Here is a 23,995-nt window from a genome sequence, read left to right as displayed (position 1 = left end):
CCAGATCGGCCCCGCCCGCGCAAAAGGGGGCGGGGCCGCGACGCTCACGCGCCGGATGCGGATGCCGGGGCTTCGGCCGCCGGGGCCTGCTGCTTCGGCACACCGCGCAGGAAGAGCGAGGCGATGAGGCCCACGCCGATCACGCACGCCGGCAGGAGGATCGCCTGCGACATCGCGGCCGCGAACCCCTCGGCGACGGCGTCGGGCAGGGGCGATCCGGAGCTGATCGATCCCGCGGCATCGCCCATTCCGGGGAGGTTCGCCTCGAGCCGCGCCTGCATGAACGTCGCGATCGCGGCCGAGCCGACCACGGAGCCGATCGTGCGGGTGGTGTTGTAGATGCCGGCGCCCGCGCCGGCCTGGCGCATCGGGAGCATCCGCGTGGCCGTCGTCGCGAGCGGTCCCCACATGCCGGCGGACCCGATGCCGAGCAGCGCGGACGGGAACAGGAACATCCACAGCTCACTGTCCATGTTCACCAGCGCGGAGTACCAGAACAGCGCCGCGCCGACGGCGAGAAGACCGGGGATGAGGATGAGCCGCGGATCGGTGCGATCGAGGATCTTGCCGGCGAGCGGGGCCAGCACCCCCGAGAACACCGCCATGGGGATCATCAGGAGCGCGGCCTGCGTGGGGGCCAGCCCGCGGGCGATCTGCAGGAAGAACATCAGCGGCAGGGACATGCTCGTGACCGTGAAGCCGACCGCCGCGATCGCGACGTTCGCCCCCGAGAAGTTGCGGTCGCGGAAGAGCTCGAGGGGCACGAGGGCCTCCGTCTTCGTCTTCCACTGCTGCAGGACGAACAGCGCGAGCACGACGATGCCGGCGATGATCAGGCCCCACACCGAGATGGGACCCCAGATGACGCCCCAGTCGTACTTCTCGCCCTCCTGCAGGCCGAACACGACGAGGAAGATCGCGGCGGCGCTGAGCACGACGCCGAGGATGTCGAACCGGTGCGGGTGCGTGGCGAGCTTCGGCACGAGGATCCACGCCGCGACGAACGCGATCACGCCGACGGGGAGGTTGACGAAGAAGATCCACTCCCAGCCGAGACCGTCGACCAGCACGCCGCCCAGCAGCGGTCCGACCAGCGTCGCGACACCCGCGGTCGCGCCCCAGAGGCCCATGGCGGCGCCCCGGCGGTTCGGCGGGAAGGTGCGGGTGATGACGGCCATGGTCTGCGGGGTCATGAACGCCGCCCCCAGCCCCTGCACCGCGCGGGCCGCGATCAGGCCTTCGAGCGAGCCCGACAGACCGCACCACAGGGAGGCCAGGGTGAACACCGCGAGGCCGATCAGGTAGATGTTCTTCGGACCGAAGCGATCGCCGAGACGGCCGGTGATGAGCAACGGGACGGCGTAGGCGAGCAGGTACGCGCTCGTCACCCACACGACGTTGTCGAGGTTGTTGGTGTCGGGATCGAGGGCGGCCTTGATCGCCGGGTTCGCGACCGAGACGATCGTGGTGTCGACGAGGATCATGAAGAAGCCGATGACGAGTGCCCACAGGGCGGGCCACGGGCTCTTCGGACGCTGCCCGGCGGCGAACGTGCCCGTGTCCGGACCCGTCGCCTGGCGTGTTTCGGTCATTGCTGTGCAGCCTTTCGCTGAGCGAGATAGCGGTCGGAGTCGGAGAAGGCGGACGGACCCCAGGGGAGGTCATCGCCGTCGAGGCGGGCGAGGAGGGTGTCGAGCCAGTGCAGCTCGGCGCCGAGCAGCACCTCCTCGCGTTCGATCTCCACGAGCACCTGCGCCGGGACCGCGGCCTCGCGCGCCGCGCGCAGCCCGTCGCGGTGCGTCTCGTGCGCGTCTTCGAGGGCGCCCCGGCGCTCGCGGAGCAGCACGATCACGTCGGCGCGTTCGAGGTTGTGCGCTTCGGCGAGCGCGAGGCGGAAGTCGGTCTCGCGGTCGATGCGGGGCAGCTCTCGCCGCACCCACGCCATCACGGTGTCGCGGCCGGCGTCCGTGAGCGTGTAGGTGGTGCGCTCGGGCCGATTGCCCTCGCGGTCCGTTCCGATCTCGGCCAGCAGGCCGGACTTCTCGAGCCGTGCGACCGTGTGGTACAGCGTGCCGTTGGTGATGCTGAGGAGGCGATCGCCGCCGCGAGATCGCAGCAGGCGCACCATCTCGTACGGATGCATGTCGCCCTCACGCAGCAGCGCGAGCACCATGACGGCCATGGGCGTCAGCGTGTCCACGGGGTCCTTCGTCATCACCCGCTCCCTCCGATTAGTCCACGTGGACTATACGCCTGTTCGCGGGGTCCGGCAAACGGCGCCGGAGAGTCAGCGGGAGAGTCGGCGCAGCGCGGATCCCTTGTGCGCGGCCTTCGCTCCGGTCTTCTCCGAGGCGACGATGTACGCCGGTTCGTCCTCCGAGGCCGTGAAGTCCTGGTCGGCGAACCGGAAGTCCTTCGTCTTCTTCTCCTCGACCGTGCCGCGCGTGCGGCCCTGCGAGGTGTTCCAGCTCACACGGTCGCCCGTGGACAGATCCTTCGTCATGGTTCCTCCATCTCGATCCCCCGAGCATCGCGCAGCGATCGCGGATGCGCGTGCGGGTTGACATCACGGCTTCCGCCTGGGTGTCGGGCCGGAGCGCCGACCCGGGATAATGGGCGGGTGAGCACACCTTCAGAAGGCACGGCACAGAGCATCCCCGGCTGGCGGCACATCTACTCGGGCAAGGTCCGCGACCTGTACGCGTCCGAGGATCCGGGCGACACGCGCATCCTCGTCGTCGCGAGCGACCGGGTCAGCGCGTTCGACGTCGTGCTCTCCCCCGGCATCCCGCAGAAGGGCGCCCTGCTCACCCGGCTCAGCCGCTGGTGGTTCGCGCAGCTCGACGACGTGCCGAATCACCTCGCGGACGGCGAGATCCCCGCATCCGTCGCGGAGCGCGCCATGCTCGCCCAGTCGCTCGAGATGCTGCCGATCGAGTGCGTCGTGCGCGGGTACCTCACCGGATCGGGCTGGGCCGAGTACACCGAGAGCGGCACCGTGTGCGGCATCCCGCTCCCCATCGGCCTGCAGAACGGCGACCGCCTGCCGGACCCGCTGTTCACCCCCGCCTACAAGGCGCCGATGGGCGAGCACGACGAGAACATCACGTTCGAGCAGACCGTCGAGCTGGTCGGTGCGGAGCGGGCGACCGAGCTGCGCGATGCCTCGCTGTCGATCTACTCCCGCGCTGCCGCGATCGCCGAGGAGAAGGGGCTGATCCTCGCCGACACCAAGTTCGAGTTCGGCACGGATGCCGACGGCACCCTGCGCCTCGCCGACGAGGTGCTCACGAGCGACTCCTCCCGGTACTGGGACGCCGAGTCGTGGCGCACCGGCTCGACGCCCGCCGAGCGGATGGCCAGCTTCGACAAGCAGATCGTGCGCGACTGGCTCGCCGCGAACTGGGACAAGCAGGGCGAGCCGCCGCTCGTTCCCGAGGACATCGTCGAGCGCACGGCGGACCGCTACCGCGAGCTGCTGGACCGCCTCGGGGCCTGACGCCCGGCGTCCGTCCTCCGCGCGAACTGCAGGAGGAGATGCGGGATGCCGGAGGAATCGGCCCGGATCCTTCCGGCCATCCGCAGAATCTCCTGCAACCCGCGCGACGAGTCGCGCCCGCGCGCCCCGGAGGCACCCAGGGAAAACTCAGGAATCGGTAGTGTTGCTCCGGCACCTCTCCGCCCCCTCCCCCGAAACGTCAGGAGCACGCATGCCCGTGTGGAAGATCCATGGAAACGGCCGCACGGTCGAAGCCGGCGCCGTCGTCACCCCCGAAGAGCGCCTGAACTGGCCCGCCACGATCGCGATCGGTGCGCAGCACGTCGTCGCGATGTTCGGCGCGACGTTCCTGGTGCCGACCCTCACCGGCTTCCCCGTGTCGACCACGCTGCTGTTCAGCGGCGTCGGCACGATCCTGTTCCTGCTCATCACGAAGAACCGGCTGCCCAGCTACCTCGGCTCCTCGTTCGCCTTCATCGCCCCGATCACCGCCGCCGTCGCCGCGGGCAACACGGGCTCGGCGCTGGCCGGTGTGGTCGCCGTCGGCATCCTGCTCACGGTCGTGGGTCTGGTGGTGCAGTTCGCCGGCCTCCGCTGGATCGACGCCCTGATGCCGCCGGTGGTCGCCGGTGCGATCGTCGCCCTGATCGGGTTCAACCTGGCCCCGACCGCCTGGAACAACTTCCAGCTCGACCCCGTCACCGCCACGATCACGCTCGCGGCCATCATCCTGTTCGCCGTGCTCTTCCGCGGCTTCCTCGGACGCATCTCGATCTTCCTCGGCGTCGCGGTCGGCTTCGTGTACGCCGCGTTCACGGGCTCCTTCGACGTGCCGAACGCCCTGCGGGGCGGTCAGACCCCGGCCGAGCTCATCGCCGACGCCCCCTGGATCGGGCTCCCGGTGTTCCAGCTCCCCGACTTCGTGGAGCCCGGCACCTGGTCGACGATCGCGATGTTCCTGCCCGTGGTCCTGGTGCTCGTCGCTGAGAACGTCGGACACGTGCGCGGCGTCGCCTCCATGACGGAGGATCCCTCGATCAACAAGAACACCGGCCGCGCCCTGATCGCCGACGGCGTCGCCACGACGCTGGCGGGTGGCTTCGGTGGCTCCGGCACGACCACCTACGGCGAGAACATCGGCGTGATGGCCGCGACCCGGGTGTACTCGACGGCGGTCTACTGGGTCGCCGGCCTGTTCGCGATCCTGCTCGCGTTCTCGCCGAAGGTCGGCGAGGTGTTCAACTCCATCCCCGCCGGCGTGCTGGGCGGGGCGACCACCGCGCTCTACGGCCTGATCGGCATCATCGGCATCAAGATCTGGGTCGACAGCCGCGTGGACTTCTCCCGCCCCGTCAACCAGTACACCGCGGCCGTGTCCCTCGTGATCGGCATCGCGGGCTTCTCGATGCAGCTCGGCGACTTCGCGTTCGGCGGTATCGTGCTCGGCACGGTCGCGGCCCTGCTGATCTACCACGTGGGCAACCTGATCGCCCGGGCGCGCAAGACCGGCGCCGACGACCCGAAGCCGCTCGAGGCGGTCGGCCCGCTGGGCGGCGATCCGGCCTAGACCGCGGCCCGCGTCAGCGGACAGCCGTGCACAACTCAGGAAGAACGCCTCGAACAGGCGTCCGCGACGCCGATCTCGGCCTGAGCTGATCGATTCTTCCTGAGTTGTGCACCGCGCGGCGGCGGAAGCTCCGACCTCAGGCGATGCTGGCGAGCACCCCGTCGGCGGCGATCACCGCGGCGAGCTCGGTCCGCTGCGACAGAACGCCGGCGCGGTGAGCGGTGACCGTGGTCTCCATCTTCATGGCGTCGAGCACGGCGACCGCATCCCCCTCGGACACCGTCGCCCCGTCGTCGACGAGCCAGCGCACGAGCGTCCCGGGGGCGGGGGCGCGCAGCTCGGAAGGGTCGGATGCCGCCGGCGCCGCCGCGTCCGCCGGCCGACCGAGCCCGGCGAGGAGCGCGGAGGGCAGCCCGAGCACCATCCGACGGCCGTCGAGCTCGACCGGGAACCGCCGGAGACCGGTGTCCGCGGCCGGCGCCGGCCGCAGCTGCGGCTCCAGCTCGGGCAGCAGCGTGCTCTCGATCCACTGTGTGTGCACGGCGAAGGTGTCGGTGGCGAAGGCCGCGTGGTCGAGGGCGAGGCGGTCGAAGGGGATGACGGTCGCCGGGCCCTCCACCGCGAGTTCGCGCAGGGCCCGCCGCGCACGCACGAGGGCGGCGTCGCGCGTCTCCGCGTGCACGATGAGCTTGGCGATCATCGAGTCGAACGCGGGCTGGACGACGTCGCCCGCCTCGATGCCGCTGTCCCACCGCACACCGGGGCCGCCGGGCACGCGCAGGATGTCGACGCGGCCGGGGCTCGGCAGGAATCCGCGCCCCGCATCCTCCGCGTTGATGCGGAACTCGAAGGCGTGCCCGACCGGCGTGGGCGTCTCGGAGAGCGACATGCCCTCCCCGAACGCGATGCGGAACTGCTCGCGCACCAGGTCGGTTCCGGTGACCTCCTCGGTGACCGGATGCTCCACCTGCAGGCGGGTGTTCACCTCCAGGAAGGAGATCGTGCCGTCGCCCGCGAGCAGGAACTCCACCGTGCCGGCTCCGCGGTACCGCACCGCGGCGCAGATCGACCGCGCGGCCTCGTGGAACTCCGACCGCTGCGCGACGGTCAGCCCCGGCGCCGGGGCCTCCTCGATCAGCTTCTGGTTGCGGCGCTGCATCGAGCAGTCGCGGTCGCCGACCACGACGACGCCGCCGATGCCGTCGCCCAGCACCTGCACCTCGATGTGCCGAGGGCTCTCGAGGAACCGCTCGACGAAGCACTCCCCGCGGCCGAACGCGGCGATCGCCTCCCGGGTGGCCGCGTCGAACGCCTCGGCGACCTCGGTCAGCTCGCGCACGACCTTCAGCCCGCGCCCTCCTCCACCGAAGGCGGCCTTGATCGCGATCGGGAGCCCGTGCTGCTCCGCGAACGCGACGGCCTCGTCCGGCCCTGCCAGGGGCTCGTTGGTGCCCGCCGCCAGTGGTGCTCCCACCTGCTGCGCGATGCGGCGTGCGGTCATCTTGTCGCCGAGCGCGTCGATGCTCTCGGGCGAGGGACCGATCCACACCAGACCAGCGCCCTCCACGGCCCGCGCGAACGCGGCGCTCTCGGAGAGGAACCCGTACCCGGGGTGGACGGCATCCGCGCCGACCCGGCGGGCGGCATCGCACAGCGCGTCGCTCGAGAGGTAGGTGGTCGCAGCGGTGTCGCCGCCCAGTCCCACCGCCTCGTCCGCGAGGCGCACGTGCAGCGCGTCGGCATCCTGGTCGGCGTACACGGCGACCGAGGTGTACCCGGCCTCGGCGCAGGCACGGATGATCCGCACCGCGATCTCGCCGCGATTGGCGATCAACACCTTCTTCATGAGGTCTCCTTGACGATGAAACGCAGACGCGCGCCCGGCGGCAGCTGACCGGCGAGGTCGAGGCTCCGGTCGGTGACGGCGCCGATGATCGGGTAGCCGCCGGTGAGCGGGTGGTCGGGCAGGAACAGGACCGGCTGGCCGTCGGGCGGCACCTGGATCGCCCCGGTCACGGCACCCTCGCTCGGCAGTTCCCCGGGGAGGGAGCGCGCCAGGGGAACGTCTCCCTGCAGGCGGATGCCGACCCGGTCGGAGCGCGGGGTGACCGCCCACTCCTGATCGGTGAGCGCGATGACGGCCGCCTCCGTGAACCAGTCGTCGCGCGGGCCGAGCGTGATCTCCAGCTCGACGAGATCGCCGGAGGCCGGGAGCGGGCGCGGGACGGCCTCGGGCTCGACGCAGAACGGCGCATCGTCGCCGACGCGGATGACGGCACCGGCCGCGAGGGGCGCGGGGCCGAGCCCGGCCAGTGTGTCGCTGGCCCGGCTGCCCAGCGCGGATGCCGCGTCGAGCCCGCCGCGCACGGCGATCACGAAACGCAGCCCGCGATCGGGGTGGGCGAGGGTGAGCTCGTCGCCCTCGACCGTGGCGAAGGGCTCCCCGTGCGCCACGGAGCGGACGGTGCCGTCCGCATCCGTCAGGGTGAGCGGGGCGACGGCACCCGCGACGGCGGCGACGCCGGGGCCGCGGAAGCGCAGCACCGCTCCCCCGACGCTCTCGATCACTGCGGCGGTGGCGTGGTTTCCGACGGCGCGGTTCGCGTCGCGCATCGCCCGGCGGTCGGCGACCCCGGATGCCGCGACGCCGAGCGCCGCGAATCCCGGGCGCCCGGCATCCTGCACCAGCATCTGCAGCGAGGGGCGCACGACCTCGACGGACCGCGCGGCGGGTTCGGCCGTCGGCGCCGGGAGGGAGTCGGGGGCGGGGGCGGGTGCGGCGGCCTCCTCCGCGAGGCGCGCCTGTGCGCGGACGCGGTCGAATCGCACCTGCGACCCCGGGGACAGCAGGGCCGGCGGGTCGCGGTCGATGTCCCACATCACGGCCTCGGTGTGACCGATCAGCTGCCAGCCGCCGGGGCTCTCGCGCGGGTACACACCGGTGAACTGCCCGGCGAGCGCGACCGCCCCGGCCGGCACCCGGGTGCGGGGAGACGAGCGGCGGGGCACCTGGAACAGGGGATCGTCGCTCACGACGTATCCGAAGCCGGGCGCGAAGCCCGAGAACGCGACCTGCCATTCGGCGGCGAGGTGGCGGTTCACGAGCTCCTCCGCCGAGACGCCGAGCGCCGAGGCGGCCTCCGCGAGGTCCTCCCCGTCGTAGCGGACGGGCACGGTGACCTGCCCGGTGCGCACCAGCTGTTCGGCGTCGACCTCGGTCTCCGCGAGCACGCGCGCGAGGGCGGACGCCGAGACCCGCAGCGGGTCGAAGCGCACCAGCACGGTGCGCGCCCCGGGGATGCGTTCGACGACGCCGGGCACGCCGTCCCACGCGCGGTTCAGGCGCATCGCCTCGTCGAGGTCGGACGCCTCGACGAGCAGGGCCCGATCGGATGCCGTGAGGATGCGCATCAGACCAGGTACTCCGCGTCGGGCACGTCGGTGACGAACATGTAGCCGGGGGCGTGCGTCACGGCGAACGGCGGCTTCGAGGCCATGATCGCGGCCTGGGGGGTCACGCCGCAGGCCCAGAAGACCGGCACCTCGCCGTCGCGCACCTCGGGGGCATCGCCGAAGTCGGGCCGCGAGAGGTCGGTGATGCCGAGGGATGCCGGGTCGCCGATGTGCACGGGAGCGCCGTGCACGGCCGGGGTGCGACCCGAGATCTGCACGGCATCCGCCACCCGATCGGCGGGGATGGGGCGCATCGAGACCACCATCTCGCCGCGGAGCCGACCCGCCGGCGCGCACGGCACGGCGGTGCGGTACATCGGCACGTTGCGTCCGAGCTTCTGGTGGCGGATCGGGATGCCGGCCTGCGCGAGTCCGCTCTCGAAGGTGAAGCTGCAGCCGATCAGGAACGCGACCAGGTCGGGCTGCTCCGCCCAGGCCGCGCGCGCATCGGCGACCTCGTCGACCAGCTCGCCGTCGCGCCAGATGCGGTAGCGGCCGATGTCGGTGCGGATGTCGCTGCCGGGTGCGAGCCGCGACTCCACCTGGCCCGCCTCGATGACCTCGATCACCGGGCAGGGCTTGGCGTTCCGTTGCGCGAAGAGCAGGGTCTCGAACGCCCAGTCGGCGGGCACCGCGATGAGGTTCGCCTGCGTCAGACCGGCCGCGATCCCGCTGGTGGGCGCGGCGTGCCCCGCCCGGTGCGCGGCCCGAGCCGCCCGGGCGTCCGCGAGCTGATCGATCGTGGCGAGCACCGGCATGTCAGACCCCTGCGAACGGGGCGATCGTGACGCCGGCGTCCTGCAGCATCCGCCGGGTCTCCGCGGCCATCGCGACGGAGCCGGGGCTGTCGCCGTGCACGCAGATCGACTGCGCCTCCACCGCCACGTCGGTGCCGTCGATCGCACGGATCACGCCCTCGGAGGCGAGCCGCAGCATGCGCTCGGCCACCACGGCGGGGTCGTGCAGCACGGAGCCGGCCTCGGAGCGCGAGACGAGCTGGCCGTCGGACCGGTACGCGCGATCGGCGAAGGCCTCGGCCGCGACGGCGAGTCCTGCGCGGTCGGCGACCTCGAGCACGACCCCACCGGCCAGTCCCAGCAACACCAGACGAGGGTCGATCGCCCGGATCGCGGCCACGACGGCCTTCGACTGGCGTTCGTCCCGCGCGATCGTGTTGTACAGCGCACCGTGCGGCTTGACGTACGAGACCGTGCCGCCCACCGCGGCGGTGAGACCGAGGAGCGCGCCGAGCTGGTACTCGACGTGCGCCTGCAGCGTCGCGGAGTCGATGTCGACCGCCGTGCGACCGAAGTTCTCGTAGTCGCGGTAGCCCGGGTGCGCGCCGATCACGACGCCGCCCCGGACGGCGGCCGTCAGCGTCTCGCGGATGCCCTCGGGGCTGCCGGCGTGGAACCCGCATGCCACGTTCGCGCTCGTGACGATGTCGAGCATGCTCTCGTCGTCGCTGACGATCCGGTCGTCGACGTTCTCGCCGAGGTCCGAGTTCAGGTCGATCGTGGTCATGCGATCACGCTCCGATTCCGAGAAGGGCGAAGATGGGGCCGACCGAGACGACACCCATGTACCAGGTGAGCAGGGTCACGACGGTGCCGGCGATCAGGAGCCACAGCGGGTACTTCGCGGTGCCGAGCAGGTCGCGACGGAACCATCCGATGTACATGAACACGGTGAGACCGATGGGCAGGATCAGGCCGTTGAAGCCGCCGACGAAGACGAGGATCGCCGCGGGCGCCGTGCCGATCGACAGGTACACGATCAGCGACACGACGATGAACGCGACCGTGGCCAGCTGCAGCGGCCAGCCGCCGGACAGCTTCTTCGTGAAGGTGGAGAGGAAGGTCGCCGAGGTGTACGCCGCACCGATCACGGAGCTGATCGCGGCCGCCCAGAAGATCGCGCCGAAGATGCGCAGACCCGCGTCGCCGAGCACCGCACCGAAGGCCTGACCGGCCGGGTTCGCCGCCTGGCTGGAGAAGTCGAGCGCGACGCCCGAGGCCACCACGCCGAGGATCGCGAGGAACAGGACGTACCGCATGATGCCGGTCACGAGGATGCCGTTGGCCGCCGCGCGCATCACGGGTCCGGCGTGCTCGGGACCGGTGTGGCCGGAGTCGAGGTAGCGGTGCGCCCCGGAGTAGGTGATGTAGCCGCCGACGGTGCCGCCGACGATCGTGGTGATGGTGGCGAAGTTCAGCTCGTCGGGGACGAACGTCTGCCGCAGGGCCTCGCCGATCGGCGGCTGGGCGATGACGGCCACGATCACGGTCATGATGATCATCCCGACGCCGAGCACGACCAGCACGATGTCCATGACGGGTCCGGCCTTCTTCACCAGGAAGATGATGATCGCGAGGGCGGCGGTGAGCATGCCGCCGATCTTGGGGTCGACGCCGAGCAGCGCGTTCAGCCCCAGGCCGCCGCCGGCGATGTTGCCGATGTTGAAGGCCAGACCGCCGATCACGACGAGCACCGCGATCAGGTGGCCGGAGAAGGGGATCGCGCTGTTGGCCAGCTCGCCGGCGCGCTTGCCGGACGAGGTGATCATGCGCCACACGTTCAGCTGCACCGCGATGTCGACCAGGATCGAGACGAGGATCGCGAACGCGAACGCGGCACCCATCTGGGCGGTGAAGGTCGCGGTCTGCGTGATGAAGCCCGGACCGATGGCGCTGGTGGCCATGAGGAAGATCGCGCCGATGACGGCGCTGCGCCCGGCGCGCTTCTTCGCGGTCGCCAGTCGCGCCTGGTCTTCGGTGCTGATCGCTGCAGAGGAGTGATCGGACATAGGGGGATCCCATCGTCGTTGGTGGGTGTCGGGTGACCCCCAGTGTAGAACGGATTGCCTCCGATTGTTCAACAAGATTGTTTCGTCCGTGCTACAAGAAGGTTGCCTTCGTGTGAGGACTCGACGGCATCCGCCCCCGATCCGCGCCCTCCGGCACCTACGATGAAGGCATGAATCAGCAGGGCGTGCTCGCCGACGTGCTCCGTCAGCGCATCATCGACGGCGACTTCGCGCCGGGCTCCCGCCTGTCGGAGTCGGCCCTCGCCGAGCAGTTCGACGTGTCGCGCAACACCCTCCGCGAGGCCTTCCGGGTGCTCGCCGAACAGGGTCTCGTCGAGCACATCCCGCACCGGGGCGTCTCGGTGGCCTCGCCGACCATCGCCGACGTGGTCGACATCTACCGCGCCCGGCGGGTGATCGAGTGCGCGGCCCTGCGCCAGTCCGAGCCGGAGCATCCCGCCGTGCAGCTCATGCGCAACGCTCTCGCGGAGGCCGAGGAGCAGCTGCCGCACGAGGACTGGCGACGGATCGGCAGCGCGAACATGGCGTTCCACGACGCGATCGTCGCTCTCGCCGACAGCGCGCGCCTCGCACGCACCTACCGCGACGTCGCGGCCGAACTCCGCCTCGTCTTCCTCGAGATCGACGAGCCCCGTTCGCTGCACGAGCCCTTCGTCCGCCGCAACCGGGCCGTGCTCACGACACTGCTCGAGCGCGGCCCCGAGGCCGCGGCCGACGAGCTCGAGCGCTACCTCACGGCATCCGAGCGCAGCGTGCTCGGGGCGTTCGCCCGCATGGGGCACGCCTGATCGCTGCCCGTCGGCGCAGAGGCGGGAAGCGAGAGGCGATCAGTCCTTCGCGCCGCCCACGGCACCGGACGCCCGGAGTCGCGGGTCGCTCTGGCGCGGGGGCAGATCGAGCGGGAGCGGCGCAAGCGGCTCGGCAAGCGCGTAGAGGCGGTACATCCACCGCCGCGAATCCTCGAGCGGGAAGGTGTCGCCGTACACGGCGTACTTCATGAAGATGCCCTCGAGCGTGCTGCGCAGCATGATCTCCTCGAGCGCGGGATCGGCCGCACCGCGCTCCCGGAACATGCCGCGAACGGTGTTCTCCGCGACGAACGCCTGCTCGGCGTGGCGGTCCTCGGACTCCGCGTACAGGCGATGCGTGGACGGCTGCTGCTGCATCGCGAACACCGCGCGCTGCACCGGCAGCGCATAGGCGGTCGCCGACAACGCCCCGTCGATCACGCCGGCCAGACGCTCGTCGGCGGTGCCGTCGACCTGCGGGATCGAGAACAGCGTGCCGAACCAGGCGTCGATCACCGCGGTGATCAACTGCTCCTTGCCGCCGAAGTGATAGCTGACCATGCCCTGCGCGACCCCGGCGCGACGCGTGATGTCGGCCACACTCGCCCCGGCGACACCGCGTTCGCTGAAGACCTCGATCGCGGCGCGCACGATGTTCTCCCGCGCACGCTCGCGCGCCGCACGGTTCTGCTCTTCGGAGCGCGCCACGGGGTTCCACCTCCTGCGTCAGCCGATGGCTTCCGGATCGATCCCCCAGGAGATAGATTACTCACTGAACACTCATTCAACCTATGGGTGGACCGACATCGGGTGCGGGCTTGTCCTGGAGGGGCGTCAAGCCCGCCCCCGCAGGTCGGCCACCGCACCCCCGCACGCGGGGCGTCGCCGGTGACACCCCTAGGCCGAGGCGCGCACCACGAGCTCGGTCGGCAGGATGGTGGTGTGCGGGGGCTCGTCCCCGCCGAGACGGGCGAGCAGGACCCGGGCCATCGACTCGCCCTGCGCGTACATCGGCTGCCGGATCGTGGTCAGCTGCGGATCCGTCGACGTCGCCACGGCGGAGTCGTCGAAGCCGACGAGCGCGATGTCCTCGGGCACGCGCACTCCGGCGCCGCGCAGCACCGTGAGGGCGCCGCGGGCCATGAGGTCGCTGGCGACGAAGATCGCGTCGGGTCGTCCGGCCGCGAGGATGCGCCGCGCGGCGTCCGCGCCGCTGGATTCGCTGTAGTCCCCGGCCTCCTCGGCGAAGGGCCGGAGTCCGGCGTCGGCGAGGGCGCTGCGAAAGCCCTGCACGCGGTCGACCGATGACACCATGCTGGGGGTCCCCGAGATCGTCGCGATCCGCGTGCGTCCGATGTCGATCAGGCGACGCGTGGCCTCGCGAGCGCTCGACACGTTGTCGACGTCGACCACGTAGTCGCCCTCGCGCTGTCGGACGGGCCGGCCGCCGTAGACCACGGGGACGGCATCCGCGATCCGGTCGAGGAACGCGTCACTCATGTGGTGCGACACGATCAGCGCGCCGTCGACGCCGCCGTTGAGCACGAAGCTCGACATCTTGTCGCCGGGGTCATCGCTCGCGATCAGCAGGTTCAGCAGATAGTCCGAGGTGCGCAGCGCCCCGGTGATGCCCGCGACGATCGCCGCGAAGAACGGGTCGCCGAAGAAGCGCGTGGTGTCCTCGGGCACGATCAGCGCGATCGCCTGCGTCTGGTTCGATGCGAGCGACCGGGCGGCGCGATTGGGCACGTACCGCAGCCGCTCGATCGCCGTGCGGACCGCGACGAGGGCCTCGGGGCTCACGGCGGTCGAGCCGTTCACCACCCGCGAGACGGTCGACCGGGACACCCCGGCGGCGGACGCCACCTCTTCGATGGTCGCTCGTTGGGACACGCTTCTCCCTCTGGTCCGACAGCGGGCCGGCTGCTCCGCCCGCATCGCCGCCGCGGTCAGAGACCGCGGGCGGCGATGATGCGAGCGTACTCCCGGCCGGAGTCCTTCAGACTCCGCTCCTGGGTGTCGTAGTCGACGCGCACGATCCCGAAGCGCTTGTCGTAGCCCCAGGCCCACTCGAAGTTGTCGAACAGCGACCAGTAGAAGTAGCCCCGCACGTCGACACCCGCCTCGACGGCATCCAGCACCGCCGCCAGATGGAGCCGGAGGAACTCGGTGCGCTCGGCGTCGTGCACGCGGGTCTCGTCGTCCTCGACCACCGCGACGTCGTCGTAGGCCGCACCGTTCTCGGTCATCGACAGCACGGTGCCCGCCGGCTCCGCGTACTCGGTCCAGATGCGCTGCAGCAGGCGGGTGAGCCCCTCGGGCTGCACCTCCCAGTTCTGCGCCGTGCGGGGCAGTCCGCGCTCGACCGCGTGGATGCGCTCGTACGAGGGATAGGGGCTGCGCACCGTGCGTCCGGTCTCCGGCACGCTCACGGCGGCGGCGTCGGATGCCGCGGGCGCCGTGCCCGAGACGTAGTCGCCGTGGTAGTAGTTCACGCCCTGGGTGTCGATGTGCTGGGAGATGATGTCGAGGTCGCCGGCGTGGATCGCCGACTCGAACAGCTCGACGGCGTCCGGATCCACCGCGCGGATGTCCTCGACGATGTCGGCCGGATACGCACCGCGGTAGATCGGGTCGAGGAACCAGCGGTTGAACTGACCGTCGACGCGGCGCGCGGCATCCCGGTCTCCCTCGTTCTGAGGATCGACCGGATCGGCGACCGTGTGGTTCAGGGTGATGCCGAGGTTCAGCGAGGAGTCGCGTGCGCGGAGCTCCCCGACGGTCTCGCCGTGCGCGAGCAGAAGGTGGTGCGAGGCGAGCAGCCCCTCCGCGACGCTCGTGTGCCCCGGCGCGTGCTCACCGCCGGTGTAGGAGAGGAACGAGGAGCACCACGGCTCGTTGAGGGTGGTCCACACGTTCACCCGGTCACCGAGGGCGTCGTGCATGGTGCCGGCGTACTCGAGGAAGCGGCCGACCGTGTCGCGATTGGTCCAGCCGCCGATCTCCTGCAGCGCCTGCGGCATGTCCCAGTGGTACAGGGTCAACCACGGCACGATGTCGGCCGCCAGCAGTTCGTCGACGAGGCGCTGGTAGAAGTCGACGCCGGCCGGGTTCACGGCGCCACCGTCGGGCCGCACGCGCGACCACGAGGTGGAGAACCGGTAGGTCTGCAGTCCGAGCGTCGTCATCAGCGCGACGTCGTCGGCGTAGCGGTGATAGTGATCGCAGGCGACGTCGCCCGTCTCCCCGCCGATCACGGCGCCCGGCTCGCGCGAGAACGTGTCCCAGATCGACGCGGTGCGCCCGTCCTCGAACGCCGCCCCCTCGATCTGGTACGCCGCGGTCGCCGCGCCGAAGAGGAAGTTCGAGGGGAAGGCACGTGTCATAGGGGTCATCCTTTCACCGCGCCCGCCATGATGCCACTCACGAGCTGCCGTCCCGCGACCACGAAGAGCACGAGGAGCGGAAGGGTCGCGAGCACGGCACCGGCGAGCACGATGGAGTAGTCGATGTAGTAGCCCGACTGCAGCTGGCTGAGCGCCGTCTGCAGGGTCGGGTTCTGCGGGGAGAGCACGATGAGGGGCCACAGGTAGTCGGTCCACGCCGTCATGAAGGTGAACAGGCCGAGGATCGCCATGGCCGGGCGGGCCGCGGGGAGACCGACCGTGAGAAAGGTGCGGAACTGGTTGGCACCGTCCATCCGCGCCGCCTCGATCAACTCGTCGGGGATCACGTCGACCAGGTACTGCCGCATGAAGAACACCCCGAACGCGGTCACGAGGGTCGGCACGATCACGGCACCGATGGAGCCGGTCCAGCCGAGTTCCCGCATGAGCATGAACAGGGGGATGATGCCGAGCTGCGTGGGGATCGCCATGGTCGCGATCACGAAGATCATCAGTCCGTCGCGGCCCTTGAAGCGCAGCTTCGCGAACGCGTAGCCGGCGAGGGTCGAGAACGTGACGACCGAGACGGTGATGATGCCCGAGATCAGGAACGAGTTGCCGAGCGCGAGCCAGAACGGGATCGCGTCGAACACCTTCGCGGCGTTCGCGAGGAAGTTGCCGCCGGGGATCAGCGGCAGCGTCTCGCCGCGCGTGGAGTTCGTGCCGCTGGCGACCACGAGCGACCACCACAGCGGGTACACGCTGCCGATGATGAACGCGGCCAGCAGTCCGTACGTGAGGAAGCCGGGGCGGCTGCCGAGACCGGCGCTGCCTCCCGCCAGGGCGCGGCGGCGACGGATCTTCTCGGGCACGCTGAGTGCCTGCGTGGCGGTCATCGTGCGTCCTCTTCGGTCGGGGCGCTGGCGGATGCAGCGGTGCCGGATGCTGCGGCGGTCATGGCGGGCGTCGTGGCGGTGACGCGGGCGGTGCGCGTGCGCCGACGCGCGGCGCGGCTCTTCGGGGCGTCCCCGGTGGCGATGCGGCGCGAGATGAGGAAGTTGACGAGGCCGATGCCGACGATCAGCAGGAACAGCAGGATGGCCACCGCCGATGCCTCCCCCAGGTCGCGACGGAAGAAGGCCAGCTCCCACAGGAAGAGCACCGTGGTCTGGAACTGCCGGTCGCTGCCGCCGATGCCGCCGGCGGTGGAGACGTCGAAGAGTCGAGGCTCCGCGAAGATCTGCAGCCCGCCGATCGTGGCCGTGATGATCACGAAGATCAGGGTCGGCCGGATGGTGGGGATCGTGATGGAGAAGAATCGGCGGGCTGCGCCGGCGCCGTCCAGGGCGGCCGACTCGTAGAGGTCGCGCGGCACGGACTGCATGGCGGCGAGCAGGATGAGGGCGTTGTACCCGGTCCACCGGAAGTTCACCATCACGGCGATCGCGAGGTGCGAGAGCGCGGTGTCGTGCTTCCACTCCTGGTCGGCGATGCCGATCAGGTTGAGCATGTTGTTGGCGAGACCGTCGGCCTCGTTGAAGATGCTGGAGAAGATGATCGCGACGGCCACCGGCGTCACCACGAAGGGGATCAGCACGCTCATGCGCCAGAAGGTCGGGGCACGCAGGCCGCGATCGAGGAGGTAGGCGACGAGCAGGGCGACGGCGAGCTGCGGGATGGCGGAGAGCAGGAAGATGCTCAGCGTGTTCCCGATCGAGTTCCAGAACATCGCGTCGCCCAGGATCTCGGCGAAGTTCTCGAAGCCGATGAAGCCGCCCTGCCCCTTGAGCAGATCCCACTCGTGCACGGCCACGTAGACCGTGTACAGCAGCGGGAACAGGCCGACGAGTCCGAACAGCAGAAAGAACGGGGAGATGTAGAAGTACGGCGAGGCGTTCTGATCGAAGCGGGACAGCCGGTGGCGCCACGGCCGTCTGGGCGCGGCATCCGGTGCTTTCTCGGATGCCGCCGCCGGGCGCTCCGCAGGCGGGGCGGTGAGAGTCATGTTCCGTCTTTCCGTGACGCGCATCCGGGATGCGGGGCCGATGGTGCGGGAAGGGGTGATGCAGGCGGGGGCGGCAGGTCCCGCGGGGTCGCGGGGGATTCCCGCGGGACCTGCCGATCGGCGATCAGTCGACGAGGTCGCCCAGCAGCTGCATGGCCTGATCCCAGGCACCCTGGGTGTCGGTCTCGCCACGGTCGAGCGCGCTCAGCGCCGGGCCGAAGACGTTCTCCTGGATGACCGAGTCATCCGGTCCCTTGAACTGCGCGACCACGCCCTTCGCCCGCTCGGCGAGGATCGCTCCGGTCGGGGCGTCGTTGAAGAACGCGTTCGGCGTCGCATCGGAGGCCAGCGTCTCCTGCGCCTTCACGGTCGAGGGGAAGTTGCCGGCGGCAGCGGACTGCTTCACCTGCTGCTCGGGCTGCGTCAGCCAGTCGGCGAGCTCCGCCGCGGCCTCCTTGTGCTGCGAGCTCTCCGGGATCGACAGGAATGCGCCGCCCCAGTTCGCCGCTCCGCCCGGGAAGACGTCGGCGAAGTCCCAGCCGGTCTCGGCGTCGCCGCCGCCGGCCTCGACCGATCCCTGCACGTTGCCCAGCATCCAGCCGGGGCACACGAACGTCGCGAAGGTGCCGTCGACGAACGACTTGCCGCCGTTCCAGTCCCAGGCCGTCTGAGCCGCCGACTGACCGCCCTCGGTCGCGGCGCCCAGCAGCTCGAAGCGCTCCTGCAGCTCGGCGTTGCCCTCGACGTTCAGCTCGCCGTCGGCCGTGTAGTAGCCCTCGTCGAGCTGGTTGACCATGGCGTTCCAGACGAAGCCGGAGTGGTCGTACCAGGCCTTGCCCGTCTTCTCGGTGTACTCCGCGCCGACCTCGAAGTAGTTGGCCCAGTCGCCGTCGAGCAGTTCGGCGACGCCTTCACGATCGCTGGGCAGCCCCGCGGCCTCGAGGGCCGGTCCGTTGAAGCACATGCCGCTGGGACCGATGTCGGTTCCGTAGCCGATCACGCGCCCCTCGGCATCCGTGGCCTGGCCGTACTTCCAGTCGACCCAGTCGTCCTTGCGGTCTTCGATGCCGTAGTCGCGGAGGTCGACGAAGGTGTCGGAGACGTCCATGACGGCGCCGAGCCAGCCCTCCTCGATCGCGACGATGTCGCTGAGGCCGGAGCCGGCGGCGATCTTGGTGAAGGCGTCGGTGCGGGCGTTGCCACCCGTGTCGATGTTGTTGGCCTCGATGGTCACGTTCGGGTGGAGTTCCTCGTACTCCTTGTAGAGGTCCTCGTAGCCGAAGGTGCCGAACGTGGTGACGGTCAGTGTGACGTCACCGTCGGCGCTGTCCTCGCCGCCGGAGCCGGATGATCCGGCGGTGCAGCCGGTCAGGGCGAGGGCGGCGACGGATGCCGCCGCGGCGGTGGTGAGCAGGCGATTGCGGGCACGGGTGTTCACGGTTCACTCCTTTGTGTGGTCGTGCAGGGGATGATGCCTCGGGCCGTGGGAGCGCTCCCACGGATTGTTGAGCCACTCTATGGGAGCGCTCCCACGAGTGTCAAGGGTCCTGTTCGTGCCGAGTCGCGAACGCGGCGTACCCTGGACCGGTGCCTTCCGCCGAGCTTTCCCCCGCCCTCGTCCGCGCCTCCACCCTGATCCGGAGCATCCCGGACTACCCCGAACCCGGCATCGTCTTCCGCGACATCACGCCCCTCCTCGCCGACGCCGAGGCGCTGCAGGCGACGACCGCGGCGATCATCGAACCGTATGCCGGCCAGTTCGACGTGGTCGCGGGCATCGAGGCGCGCGGGTTCATCCTCGCGGGCGCCGCCGCCATCGCCGCAGGGGTGGGACTCATCCCGATCCGCAAGGCCGGCAAGCTCCCCCGTCCTGCCGCGTCCGTCGACTACGCGCTCGAGTACGGCACCGCGACGATCGAGATGCACGACGATCTCCCCGCCGGATCCCGCGTCCTGCTGATCGACGACGTGCTCGCGACCGGAGGCACCCTCGCCGCGGGTCGCCAGCTCGTCGAACAGCTCGGCAGCCACGTGGTCGGCATCTCGGTGCTGTTCGAGATCGACGGCCTCGGCGGACGCGACCTGATCGGCGACCTGCACACCGTCTTCCACGCCTGATCCGCGCGCGGTCGCCGCGTCGAGGCGCGGCGCCCCCGGGCCGGTAGACTGGTCGCGCCAGCCTTCCCGCGACTTCCGGAGCCTTTCATGCCCACCATCGTCGTCGACGTCATGCCCAAGCCCGAACTGCTCGACCCGCAGGGGAAGGCCGTCTCCGGAGCATTCACCCGCCTGGGCGTCGAGGGTTTCGCCGACGTCCGCATCGGCAAGCGCTTCGAGCTCACGGTCGAGGGCGAGGTCACCGAGGAGCTCCTCGCCGAGGCCCGTCGCGTCGCCGACGAGGTGCTCTCGAACTCCGTGATCGAGGATGTCGTGGGCATCGAGGTCGTCGAATGACCGTACGCATCGGCGTCGTCACCTTCCCCGGATCGCTCGACGACCGCGACGCCCAGCGCGCCGTGCGCATCGCCGGCGCCGAGCCGGTGGCCCTGTGGCACGGCTCGCACGACCTCGAGGGCGTCGACGCACTGGTGCTGCCCGGCGGCTTCAGCTACGGCGACTACCTGCGCGCCGGGGCGATCGCGGCGCTGTCCCCGATCATGAACGAGGTCAAGGATGCCGCGGCACAGGGCATGCCCATCCTCGGCATCTGCAACGGCTTCCAGATGCTCGTCGAGGCGCATCTGCTGCCGGGCGGCCTGATCCGCAACGACCACCAGCACTTCGTGCGGCGCGACCAGAAGCTGACCGTCGCCAACTCCGACACCGCGTGGACCAACACGTTCCGCACCGGTCAGGAGATCGTGATCCCGCTCAAGAACGGCGACGGCGGATACATCGCCGACACCGAGACGCTCGACCGCCTGGAGGGCGAGGGCCTCGTCGCGTTCCGCTACGCCGGCGTGAACCCGAACGGCTCGCTGCGCGACATCGCCGGACTCACGAACGAGGCGGGCAACGTGGTCGGTCTCATGCCGCACCCCGAGCACGCCGCCGAGGCCGGCTTCGGCCCCGACACCGCGGTGGCCATGCGCAGCGGCGTCGACGGGCTCGGCTTCTTCGCCAGCGCGATCGCCGCCGTCATCCGCGTCGCCGCCTGAGGTCCGATCGGGTGAACACCCGCCGCGCTCAGTCGGCGGGGAGCGCGAACGGGTTGTCGCCGAGCGCGGCGAGCAGGTACCACGCCGTCGTGCCCGAGTGCAGGCTGGCGTAGTAGAGGTCGCCGAAGCCCGAGTCCAGACCGTCGGTCGAGGTCGCCACGATGCCCTTGCCGTCTCCGTTCGGCGCGTCGCGCTGAGCGAGGCGGATGCTGTCGAGCAGCGACTCCGCGCGGGCGGCGTCGCCCGCTCCGTCGCGCAGGCGCAGCGCCAGCGCCAGGTGCCCGCTGCCCTCGAACCACACCTTCGAGACGTCGGCGTCGCTGATGGACGGTCCGCTATGCACCCCGTCGGTCGCGATCAGGTGCGAGAGCGTCCAGTCCATCGCGGCGCCGAAGCGCGGGTCCCCCGTGGCGAGGGAGGTCCAGGTCTGGGCGTCGAGGGGGATCGGACGCGTGTTGACCGTGCTGCCGTCGAGCAGGGTCCCCGTGTCGACGTGGCCGTCGGCCGCCTGCATCGCGACGACGAAGTCGGCCGCGACGTCGGCGCGCTCGGCCCAGACCGGATCGCCGGTGAGCTGCGCGAGCTGCGAGAAGAACCCGGCGATGTCCGCGTTGTGCTCGGTCGACTTCCAGGCCAGCGACGTGCCGTCCTCGAGCTGTCCGCCCGTGTACCCGTAGGGGGCCCTGGCCATGTCGGCGGTGTTCGCCTGGATCCAGCGGGCGATGTCGAGCGCGCCGTCGAGGTACTTCGTCTCGCCGGTCGCGTGGAACAGGCGCGCCAGCGCCATCCCCACCCAGGCCTGGTTGCCGGTGAAGGTCCCCGGTCCCGTGATCTCCATCCGCCCTTGACGGATCCCGTGCGGCTCGTAGGAGGTGCGCACGCGCCCGTCGCCGATCGGATCGTTCTCCTGCACGAAAAGCAGCGTGTCCCCGACGGCCTCGGCGCGACGGAGGTCATCCGGAAGGCCACGCGCCGTGTACGCGATGACCACGAGGGCGTCGTCGTACACGAACGACGGCGTGAAGTCCCAGCTCGGGGTGGTGAAGAATCCACCCTCGTAGCTGCGCGGCAGACAGTGTCCGGCACCGTCGCAGAACTCGTCGACGCGCGCGTCGAGGAACTCGTATGCCCGCGACACCGACAGCGTCGGATCCGGGGCGCCGGTGTCCGATGCCGGATCCTCCGCGGCCCCGGCGACCAGCACGGTCGACACGGCGCCGGCGAGGACGGCGGCGAGGACGAGCGCGGAGGCGGTCGCAGCAGACATCGCGCGACGCGGAGCTGCGGGCATGGGATCCCTCGAAGAGCGGTGGGGGCACTCGCGACGGAGACGTCGCGAGATGATCTTGGCACGACCTGGAGGCATTCGGGAAGCCTCGATGTCCACGGCATCCGCACCGCCCTCGCGTGTAGCAAGGATTCCGGCGAGGTGCAAGGCTTTTGCCTCCCGCCCCGACCGCGCGCACCATGGGGTCATGCCCTCCGCGTCTCCCGATCGTCCGCTCGCGGACTACGCACCGATCGGCGACGGACGCACCGTCGCGCTGATCGGGATCGACGCCGGCATCGACTGGCTGCCCCTGCCGGGGCTGACCGATCTCCCCGTGTTCGCCCGCCTGCTCGACCGCGACTCCGGGGGATGCGTGCAGCTGCAGCCGACCGCCGAGTTCCGCAGCGAGCGTCGCTATCTCCCGGGCACGAACGTGCTCGAGACGACCTTCACGACCGACTCCGGCACGGTGCGCGTGACGGATGCCCTGGTGTCCGGGATCGCGGGACGGCTCCCGTGGGCCGAACTCGCGCGACGCGTCGACGGCGTGCACGGCGAGGTCGCGATGCAGTGGCGGGTGCAGCCGGGAACCTCGCTGCAGACCGCGGCGCCGTGGATGGAGACCACTCCGCACGGAGCCGTGGTGCGCAGCGGCAGCACGGCGTTCGTCGTGGTGGGTTTCGCACACGGCCCCACCTCCCCCGAGGTCGACGGCGTGCACGGCCCGGAACTCGCCGGCGCCTTCACGACATCTCCGGGCTCGCGGCACCTCATCGCCCTCGCGGCGACGCACGATGAGCCGCTGCATCTTCCCGATCCGCACAACGTCGACGACGGCATCGATCGCACGATCGAGAACTGGCAGCACTGGTCGTCGGTGTTCTCCTACGACGGCCCCTGGCAGGAGCACGTGCAGCGCAGCGCGCTGGCCCTCAAGCTGCTGATCCACAGCCCCTCGGGCGCGATCGCCGCGGCCGCGACCACCTCGCTCCCCGAGTCGCCCGACGGCGGCAAGAACTGGGACTACCGGTACGCCTGGGTGCGCGATCTCGCCTACACGACGCACGCGCTGGTGCGTTTCGGGCTGCGCGAGGAGACCCACGCCGCGCTGTCGTGGCTGCTGCGCACGATCCGCGACCACGGTCCGGAGCTGCACGTCATGTACACGCTCGACGGCGACCTCGTCCCCGGGCCCACGGAGTACGACGTCGCCGGTTGGCGCGGCATCGGCCCCGTGGTCACGGGAAACCCGGCCAGCGAGCAGCTGCAGCTCGGTGTCTACGGCGACCTGATGGCCATCAGCCGCACCTATGTCGACGCCGGCAACGTGCTCGACACCGGCACGGCGCGGATGCTCGCGGGCATCGCCGACCGCGCGTGCGACCTGTGGCGCAACCCCGACTCGGGCATGTGGGAGCTTCCCGAACTGCGGCACTACACCTCGTCGAAGATGGGCTGCTGGAAGGCTCTCGACGATGCCGTCGCGCTCGCCGAGTCCGGCGCGATGCCCGGCAGCGCCGATCGCTGGCGCGCCGAGCGGGAGCGCATCCGGCTCTGGATCGAGGAGCACTGCTGGTCGCCGACGCGCAGGGCGTACACCTTCTTCGCCGGCTCCGACGACCTCGACGCGTCGGTGCTGCTGCATGCGCCGAGCGGCTTCGACCGCGGCGAGCGCATGTCATCGACCATCGACGCGCTGAGCGACGAGCTGGGCGCCGGCGCGCTGATGTACCGCTACAGCGGCGCGCAGTCCGAGGAGAAGACGTTCGTGGCCTGCGCGTTCTGGCGCGTGGAGAGTCTCGCGTGCGTCGGCCGCCACGGGGAAGCGCTCGAACTCATGGACGAGCTCGTCGCGGCGGCGAACGACGTCGGCATCTACGCCGAGATGATCGACGCCGACGACGGCTCGGCGTGGGGCAACACGCCGCAGGCGCTCAGCCACCTGGCCTTCCTCTCCGCCGCCATGACGATCCGCGACATCGTCCCCGCCGACCTGCTGCGCGATCGATGACGACGCCGCTGCCCCCCCGATCCGACAGACC

The 23,995-nt window shown here is 70.7% G+C and carries 22 protein-coding genes; 7 read left to right on the top strand and 15 right to left on the bottom strand.

Annotated elements, in window-relative coordinates; translation table 11 throughout:
- Window positions 1-44: 44 nt before the first annotated feature.
- The 3 genes from ACWA14_RS01780 to ACWA14_RS01770 all read right to left on the bottom strand — a co-directional run bounded on the left by ACWA14_RS01780 (window position 45) and on the right by ACWA14_RS01770 (window position 2,503).
- Complete coding sequence (locus ACWA14_RS01780; RefSeq protein WP_463795738.1) at window positions 45-1,592, bottom strand: DHA2 family efflux MFS transporter permease subunit; 1,548 nt, start codon at window positions 1,590-1,592, stop codon at window positions 45-47.
- Window positions 1,589-2,215 carry a PadR family transcriptional regulator gene (locus ACWA14_RS01775; protein WP_463795736.1) on the bottom strand — a complete coding sequence of 209 codons (627 nt, stop codon included), beginning with the start codon at window positions 2,213-2,215 and terminating at the stop codon, window positions 1,589-1,591. The genes ACWA14_RS01780 and ACWA14_RS01775 overlap by 4 nt, the downstream gene beginning before the upstream one ends.
- A 72-nt stretch (window positions 2,216-2,287) precedes the next feature.
- Window positions 2,288-2,503 carry a hypervirulence associated TUDOR domain-containing protein gene (locus ACWA14_RS01770; protein ID WP_463795735.1) on the bottom strand — a complete coding sequence of 72 codons (216 nt, stop codon included), beginning with the start codon at window positions 2,501-2,503 and terminating at the stop codon, window positions 2,288-2,290.
- Window positions 2,504-2,620: 117 nt separating this feature from the next.
- Here ACWA14_RS01770 and ACWA14_RS01765 point away from each other — a divergent pair, with 117 nt between their 5' ends.
- Together ACWA14_RS01765 and ACWA14_RS01760 are read left to right on the top strand one after the other, a co-directional pair.
- A complete protein-coding gene (locus tag ACWA14_RS01765; protein ID WP_463795733.1) occupies window positions 2,621-3,499 on the top strand; it encodes a phosphoribosylaminoimidazolesuccinocarboxamide synthase in 879 nt (292 codons plus the stop codon).
- Between the two features lie 211 nt (window positions 3,500-3,710).
- Window positions 3,711-5,066 carry a uracil-xanthine permease family protein gene (locus ACWA14_RS01760; RefSeq protein ID WP_463795732.1) on the top strand — a complete coding sequence of 452 codons (1,356 nt, stop codon included), beginning with the start codon at window positions 3,711-3,713 and terminating at the stop codon, window positions 5,064-5,066.
- A 136-nt stretch (window positions 5,067-5,202) separates the two neighbouring features.
- Here ACWA14_RS01760 and ACWA14_RS01755 read toward each other — a convergent pair whose 3' ends face one another.
- Genes ACWA14_RS01755 through ACWA14_RS01735 form a run of 5 tightly spaced genes read right to left on the bottom strand, consistent with a single transcriptional unit; the run spans window position 5,203 to window position 11,325 of the window.
- On the bottom strand, window positions 5,203-6,912 hold the full coding sequence (locus ACWA14_RS01755) for an acetyl/propionyl/methylcrotonyl-CoA carboxylase subunit alpha (protein WP_463795731.1): 1,710 nt from the start codon (window positions 6,910-6,912) through the stop codon (window positions 5,203-5,205).
- A complete protein-coding gene (locus ACWA14_RS01750; protein ID WP_463795730.1) occupies window positions 6,909-8,477 on the bottom strand; it encodes a 5-oxoprolinase subunit B/C family protein in 1,569 nt (522 codons plus the stop codon). Before ACWA14_RS01750 ends, ACWA14_RS01755 begins: the two co-directional genes overlap by 4 nt.
- Window positions 8,477-9,277 (bottom strand): putative hydro-lyase, encoded by an 801-nt coding sequence (locus ACWA14_RS01745; protein WP_463795729.1) that lies wholly within the window; start codon window positions 9,275-9,277, stop codon window positions 8,477-8,479. Before ACWA14_RS01745 ends, ACWA14_RS01750 begins: the two co-directional genes overlap by 1 nt.
- 1 nt (window position 9,278) lies before the next feature.
- Window positions 9,279-10,043: a LamB/YcsF family protein gene (locus tag ACWA14_RS01740; RefSeq protein WP_463795728.1), complete on the bottom strand. Its 765-nt coding sequence runs from the start codon at window positions 10,041-10,043 to the stop codon at window positions 9,279-9,281.
- A gap of 4 nt (window positions 10,044-10,047) precedes the next feature.
- Window positions 10,048-11,325, bottom strand: coding sequence for an NRAMP family divalent metal transporter (locus ACWA14_RS01735; protein WP_463795727.1), 1,278 nt, complete (start codon window positions 11,323-11,325; stop codon window positions 10,048-10,050).
- A gap of 170 nt (window positions 11,326-11,495) precedes the next feature.
- On the opposite strand from ACWA14_RS01735, the gene ACWA14_RS01730 reads away from it, so the two are divergent.
- A complete protein-coding gene (locus ACWA14_RS01730) occupies window positions 11,496-12,134 on the top strand; it encodes a GntR family transcriptional regulator (RefSeq protein ID WP_463795726.1) in 639 nt (212 codons plus the stop codon).
- A gap of 39 nt (window positions 12,135-12,173) precedes the next feature.
- On the opposite strand, the gene ACWA14_RS01725 is transcribed toward ACWA14_RS01730, so the two are convergent.
- From ACWA14_RS01725 to ACWA14_RS01700, 6 genes are all read right to left on the bottom strand, one after another.
- On the bottom strand, window positions 12,174-12,842 hold the full coding sequence (locus ACWA14_RS01725; RefSeq protein ID WP_463795725.1) for a TetR/AcrR family transcriptional regulator: 669 nt from the start codon (window positions 12,840-12,842) through the stop codon (window positions 12,174-12,176).
- Between the two features lie 189 nt (window positions 12,843-13,031).
- A complete protein-coding gene (locus ACWA14_RS01720; protein ID WP_463795724.1) occupies window positions 13,032-14,027 on the bottom strand; it encodes a LacI family DNA-binding transcriptional regulator in 996 nt (331 codons plus the stop codon).
- Between the two features lie 56 nt (window positions 14,028-14,083).
- Window positions 14,084-15,520, bottom strand: a complete 1,437-nt coding sequence (locus ACWA14_RS01715; RefSeq protein ID WP_463795723.1) for a GH1 family beta-glucosidase — start codon at window positions 15,518-15,520, stop codon at window positions 14,084-14,086.
- A gap of 5 nt (window positions 15,521-15,525) precedes the next feature.
- Entirely contained in the window at window positions 15,526-16,416 is an 891-nt protein-coding gene (locus ACWA14_RS01710; protein WP_463795722.1) for a carbohydrate ABC transporter permease, read from the bottom strand.
- Window positions 16,413-17,525: a carbohydrate ABC transporter permease gene (locus tag ACWA14_RS01705; RefSeq protein ID WP_463795721.1), complete on the bottom strand. Its 1,113-nt coding sequence runs from the start codon at window positions 17,523-17,525 to the stop codon at window positions 16,413-16,415. The genes ACWA14_RS01710 and ACWA14_RS01705 overlap by 4 nt, the downstream gene beginning before the upstream one ends.
- A 124-nt stretch (window positions 17,526-17,649) precedes the next feature.
- Window positions 17,650-18,963, bottom strand: coding sequence for an ABC transporter substrate-binding protein (locus ACWA14_RS01700; RefSeq protein WP_463795720.1), 1,314 nt, complete (start codon window positions 18,961-18,963; stop codon window positions 17,650-17,652).
- A 149-nt stretch (window positions 18,964-19,112) separates the two neighbouring features.
- On the opposite strand from ACWA14_RS01700, the gene ACWA14_RS01695 reads away from it, so the two are divergent.
- From ACWA14_RS01695 to purQ, 3 genes are all read left to right on the top strand, one after another.
- Window positions 19,113-19,643: an adenine phosphoribosyltransferase gene (locus ACWA14_RS01695; protein WP_463795719.1), complete on the top strand. Its 531-nt coding sequence runs from the start codon at window positions 19,113-19,115 to the stop codon at window positions 19,641-19,643.
- An 87-nt stretch (window positions 19,644-19,730) separates the two neighbouring features.
- Window positions 19,731-19,979 (top strand): phosphoribosylformylglycinamidine synthase subunit PurS, encoded by a 249-nt coding sequence (gene purS, locus ACWA14_RS01690; protein WP_463795718.1) that lies wholly within the window; start codon window positions 19,731-19,733, stop codon window positions 19,977-19,979.
- The gene (purQ, locus tag ACWA14_RS01685) at window positions 19,976-20,683 is read left to right on the top strand and encodes a phosphoribosylformylglycinamidine synthase subunit PurQ (protein ID WP_463795717.1); all 708 of its coding nucleotides are present in this window, start codon (window positions 19,976-19,978) and stop codon (window positions 20,681-20,683) included. Before purS ends, purQ begins: the two co-directional genes overlap by 4 nt.
- A gap of 28 nt (window positions 20,684-20,711) precedes the next feature.
- Here the strand turns inward: purQ and ACWA14_RS01680 are convergent, their stop codons facing one another.
- Window positions 20,712-21,950, bottom strand: a complete 1,239-nt coding sequence (locus tag ACWA14_RS01680) for a hypothetical protein (protein ID WP_463795716.1) — start codon at window positions 21,948-21,950, stop codon at window positions 20,712-20,714.
- A gap of 208 nt (window positions 21,951-22,158) precedes the next feature.
- Between ACWA14_RS01680 and ACWA14_RS01675 the strand changes: the two genes are divergently transcribed.
- Window positions 22,159-23,964 (top strand): glycoside hydrolase family 15 protein, encoded by a 1,806-nt coding sequence (locus ACWA14_RS01675; RefSeq protein WP_463795715.1) that lies wholly within the window; start codon window positions 22,159-22,161, stop codon window positions 23,962-23,964.
- Window positions 23,965-23,995 lie beyond the last annotated feature (31 nt).

It is taken from the genome of Microbacterium sp. TW_SC_2 (assembly GCF_055361165.1).
Note: the sequence above shows the minus strand (reverse complement) of the source record. Positions and strands in the feature narration are given on the sequence as shown.

Coding starts and splice junctions, on each gene's coding strand:
- ACWA14_RS01780 (WP_463795738.1), bottom strand. CDS start 1,592: ATGACCGAAACACGCCAGGCGACGGGTCCGGACACGGGCACGTTCGCC.
- ACWA14_RS01775 (WP_463795736.1), bottom strand. CDS start 2,215: ATGACGAAGGACCCCGTGGACACGCTGACGCCCATGGCCGTCATGGTG.
- ACWA14_RS01770 (WP_463795735.1), bottom strand. CDS start 2,503: ATGACGAAGGATCTGTCCACGGGCGACCGTGTGAGCTGGAACACCTCG.
- ACWA14_RS01760 (WP_463795732.1), top strand. CDS start 3,711: ATGCCCGTGTGGAAGATCCATGGAAACGGCCGCACGGTCGAAGCCGGC.
- ACWA14_RS01755 (WP_463795731.1), bottom strand. CDS start 6,912: ATGAAGAAGGTGTTGATCGCCAATCGCGGCGAGATCGCGGTGCGGATC.
- ACWA14_RS01750 (WP_463795730.1), bottom strand. CDS start 8,477: ATGCGCATCCTCACGGCATCCGATCGGGCCCTGCTCGTCGAGGCGTCC.
- ACWA14_RS01745 (WP_463795729.1), bottom strand. CDS start 9,277: ATGCCGGTGCTCGCCACGATCGATCAGCTCGCGGACGCCCGGGCGGCT.
- ACWA14_RS01740 (WP_463795728.1), bottom strand. CDS start 10,043: ATGACCACGATCGACCTGAACTCGGACCTCGGCGAGAACGTCGACGAC.
- ACWA14_RS01735 (WP_463795727.1), bottom strand. CDS start 11,325: ATGTCCGATCACTCCTCTGCAGCGATCAGCACCGAAGACCAGGCGCGA.
- ACWA14_RS01730 (WP_463795726.1), top strand. CDS start 11,496: ATGAATCAGCAGGGCGTGCTCGCCGACGTGCTCCGTCAGCGCATCATC.
- ACWA14_RS01715 (WP_463795723.1), bottom strand. CDS start 15,520: ATGACACGTGCCTTCCCCTCGAACTTCCTCTTCGGCGCGGCGACCGCG.
- ACWA14_RS01710 (WP_463795722.1), bottom strand. CDS start 16,416: ATGACCGCCACGCAGGCACTCAGCGTGCCCGAGAAGATCCGTCGCCGC.
- ACWA14_RS01705 (WP_463795721.1), bottom strand. CDS start 17,525: ATGACTCTCACCGCCCCGCCTGCGGAGCGCCCGGCGGCGGCATCCGAG.
- purS (WP_463795718.1), top strand. CDS start 19,731: ATGCCCACCATCGTCGTCGACGTCATGCCCAAGCCCGAACTGCTCGAC.
- purQ (WP_463795717.1), top strand. CDS start 19,976: ATGACCGTACGCATCGGCGTCGTCACCTTCCCCGGATCGCTCGACGAC.
- ACWA14_RS01680 (WP_463795716.1), bottom strand. CDS start 21,950: ATGTCTGCTGCGACCGCCTCCGCGCTCGTCCTCGCCGCCGTCCTCGCC.
- ACWA14_RS01675 (WP_463795715.1), top strand. CDS start 22,159: ATGCCCTCCGCGTCTCCCGATCGTCCGCTCGCGGACTACGCACCGATC.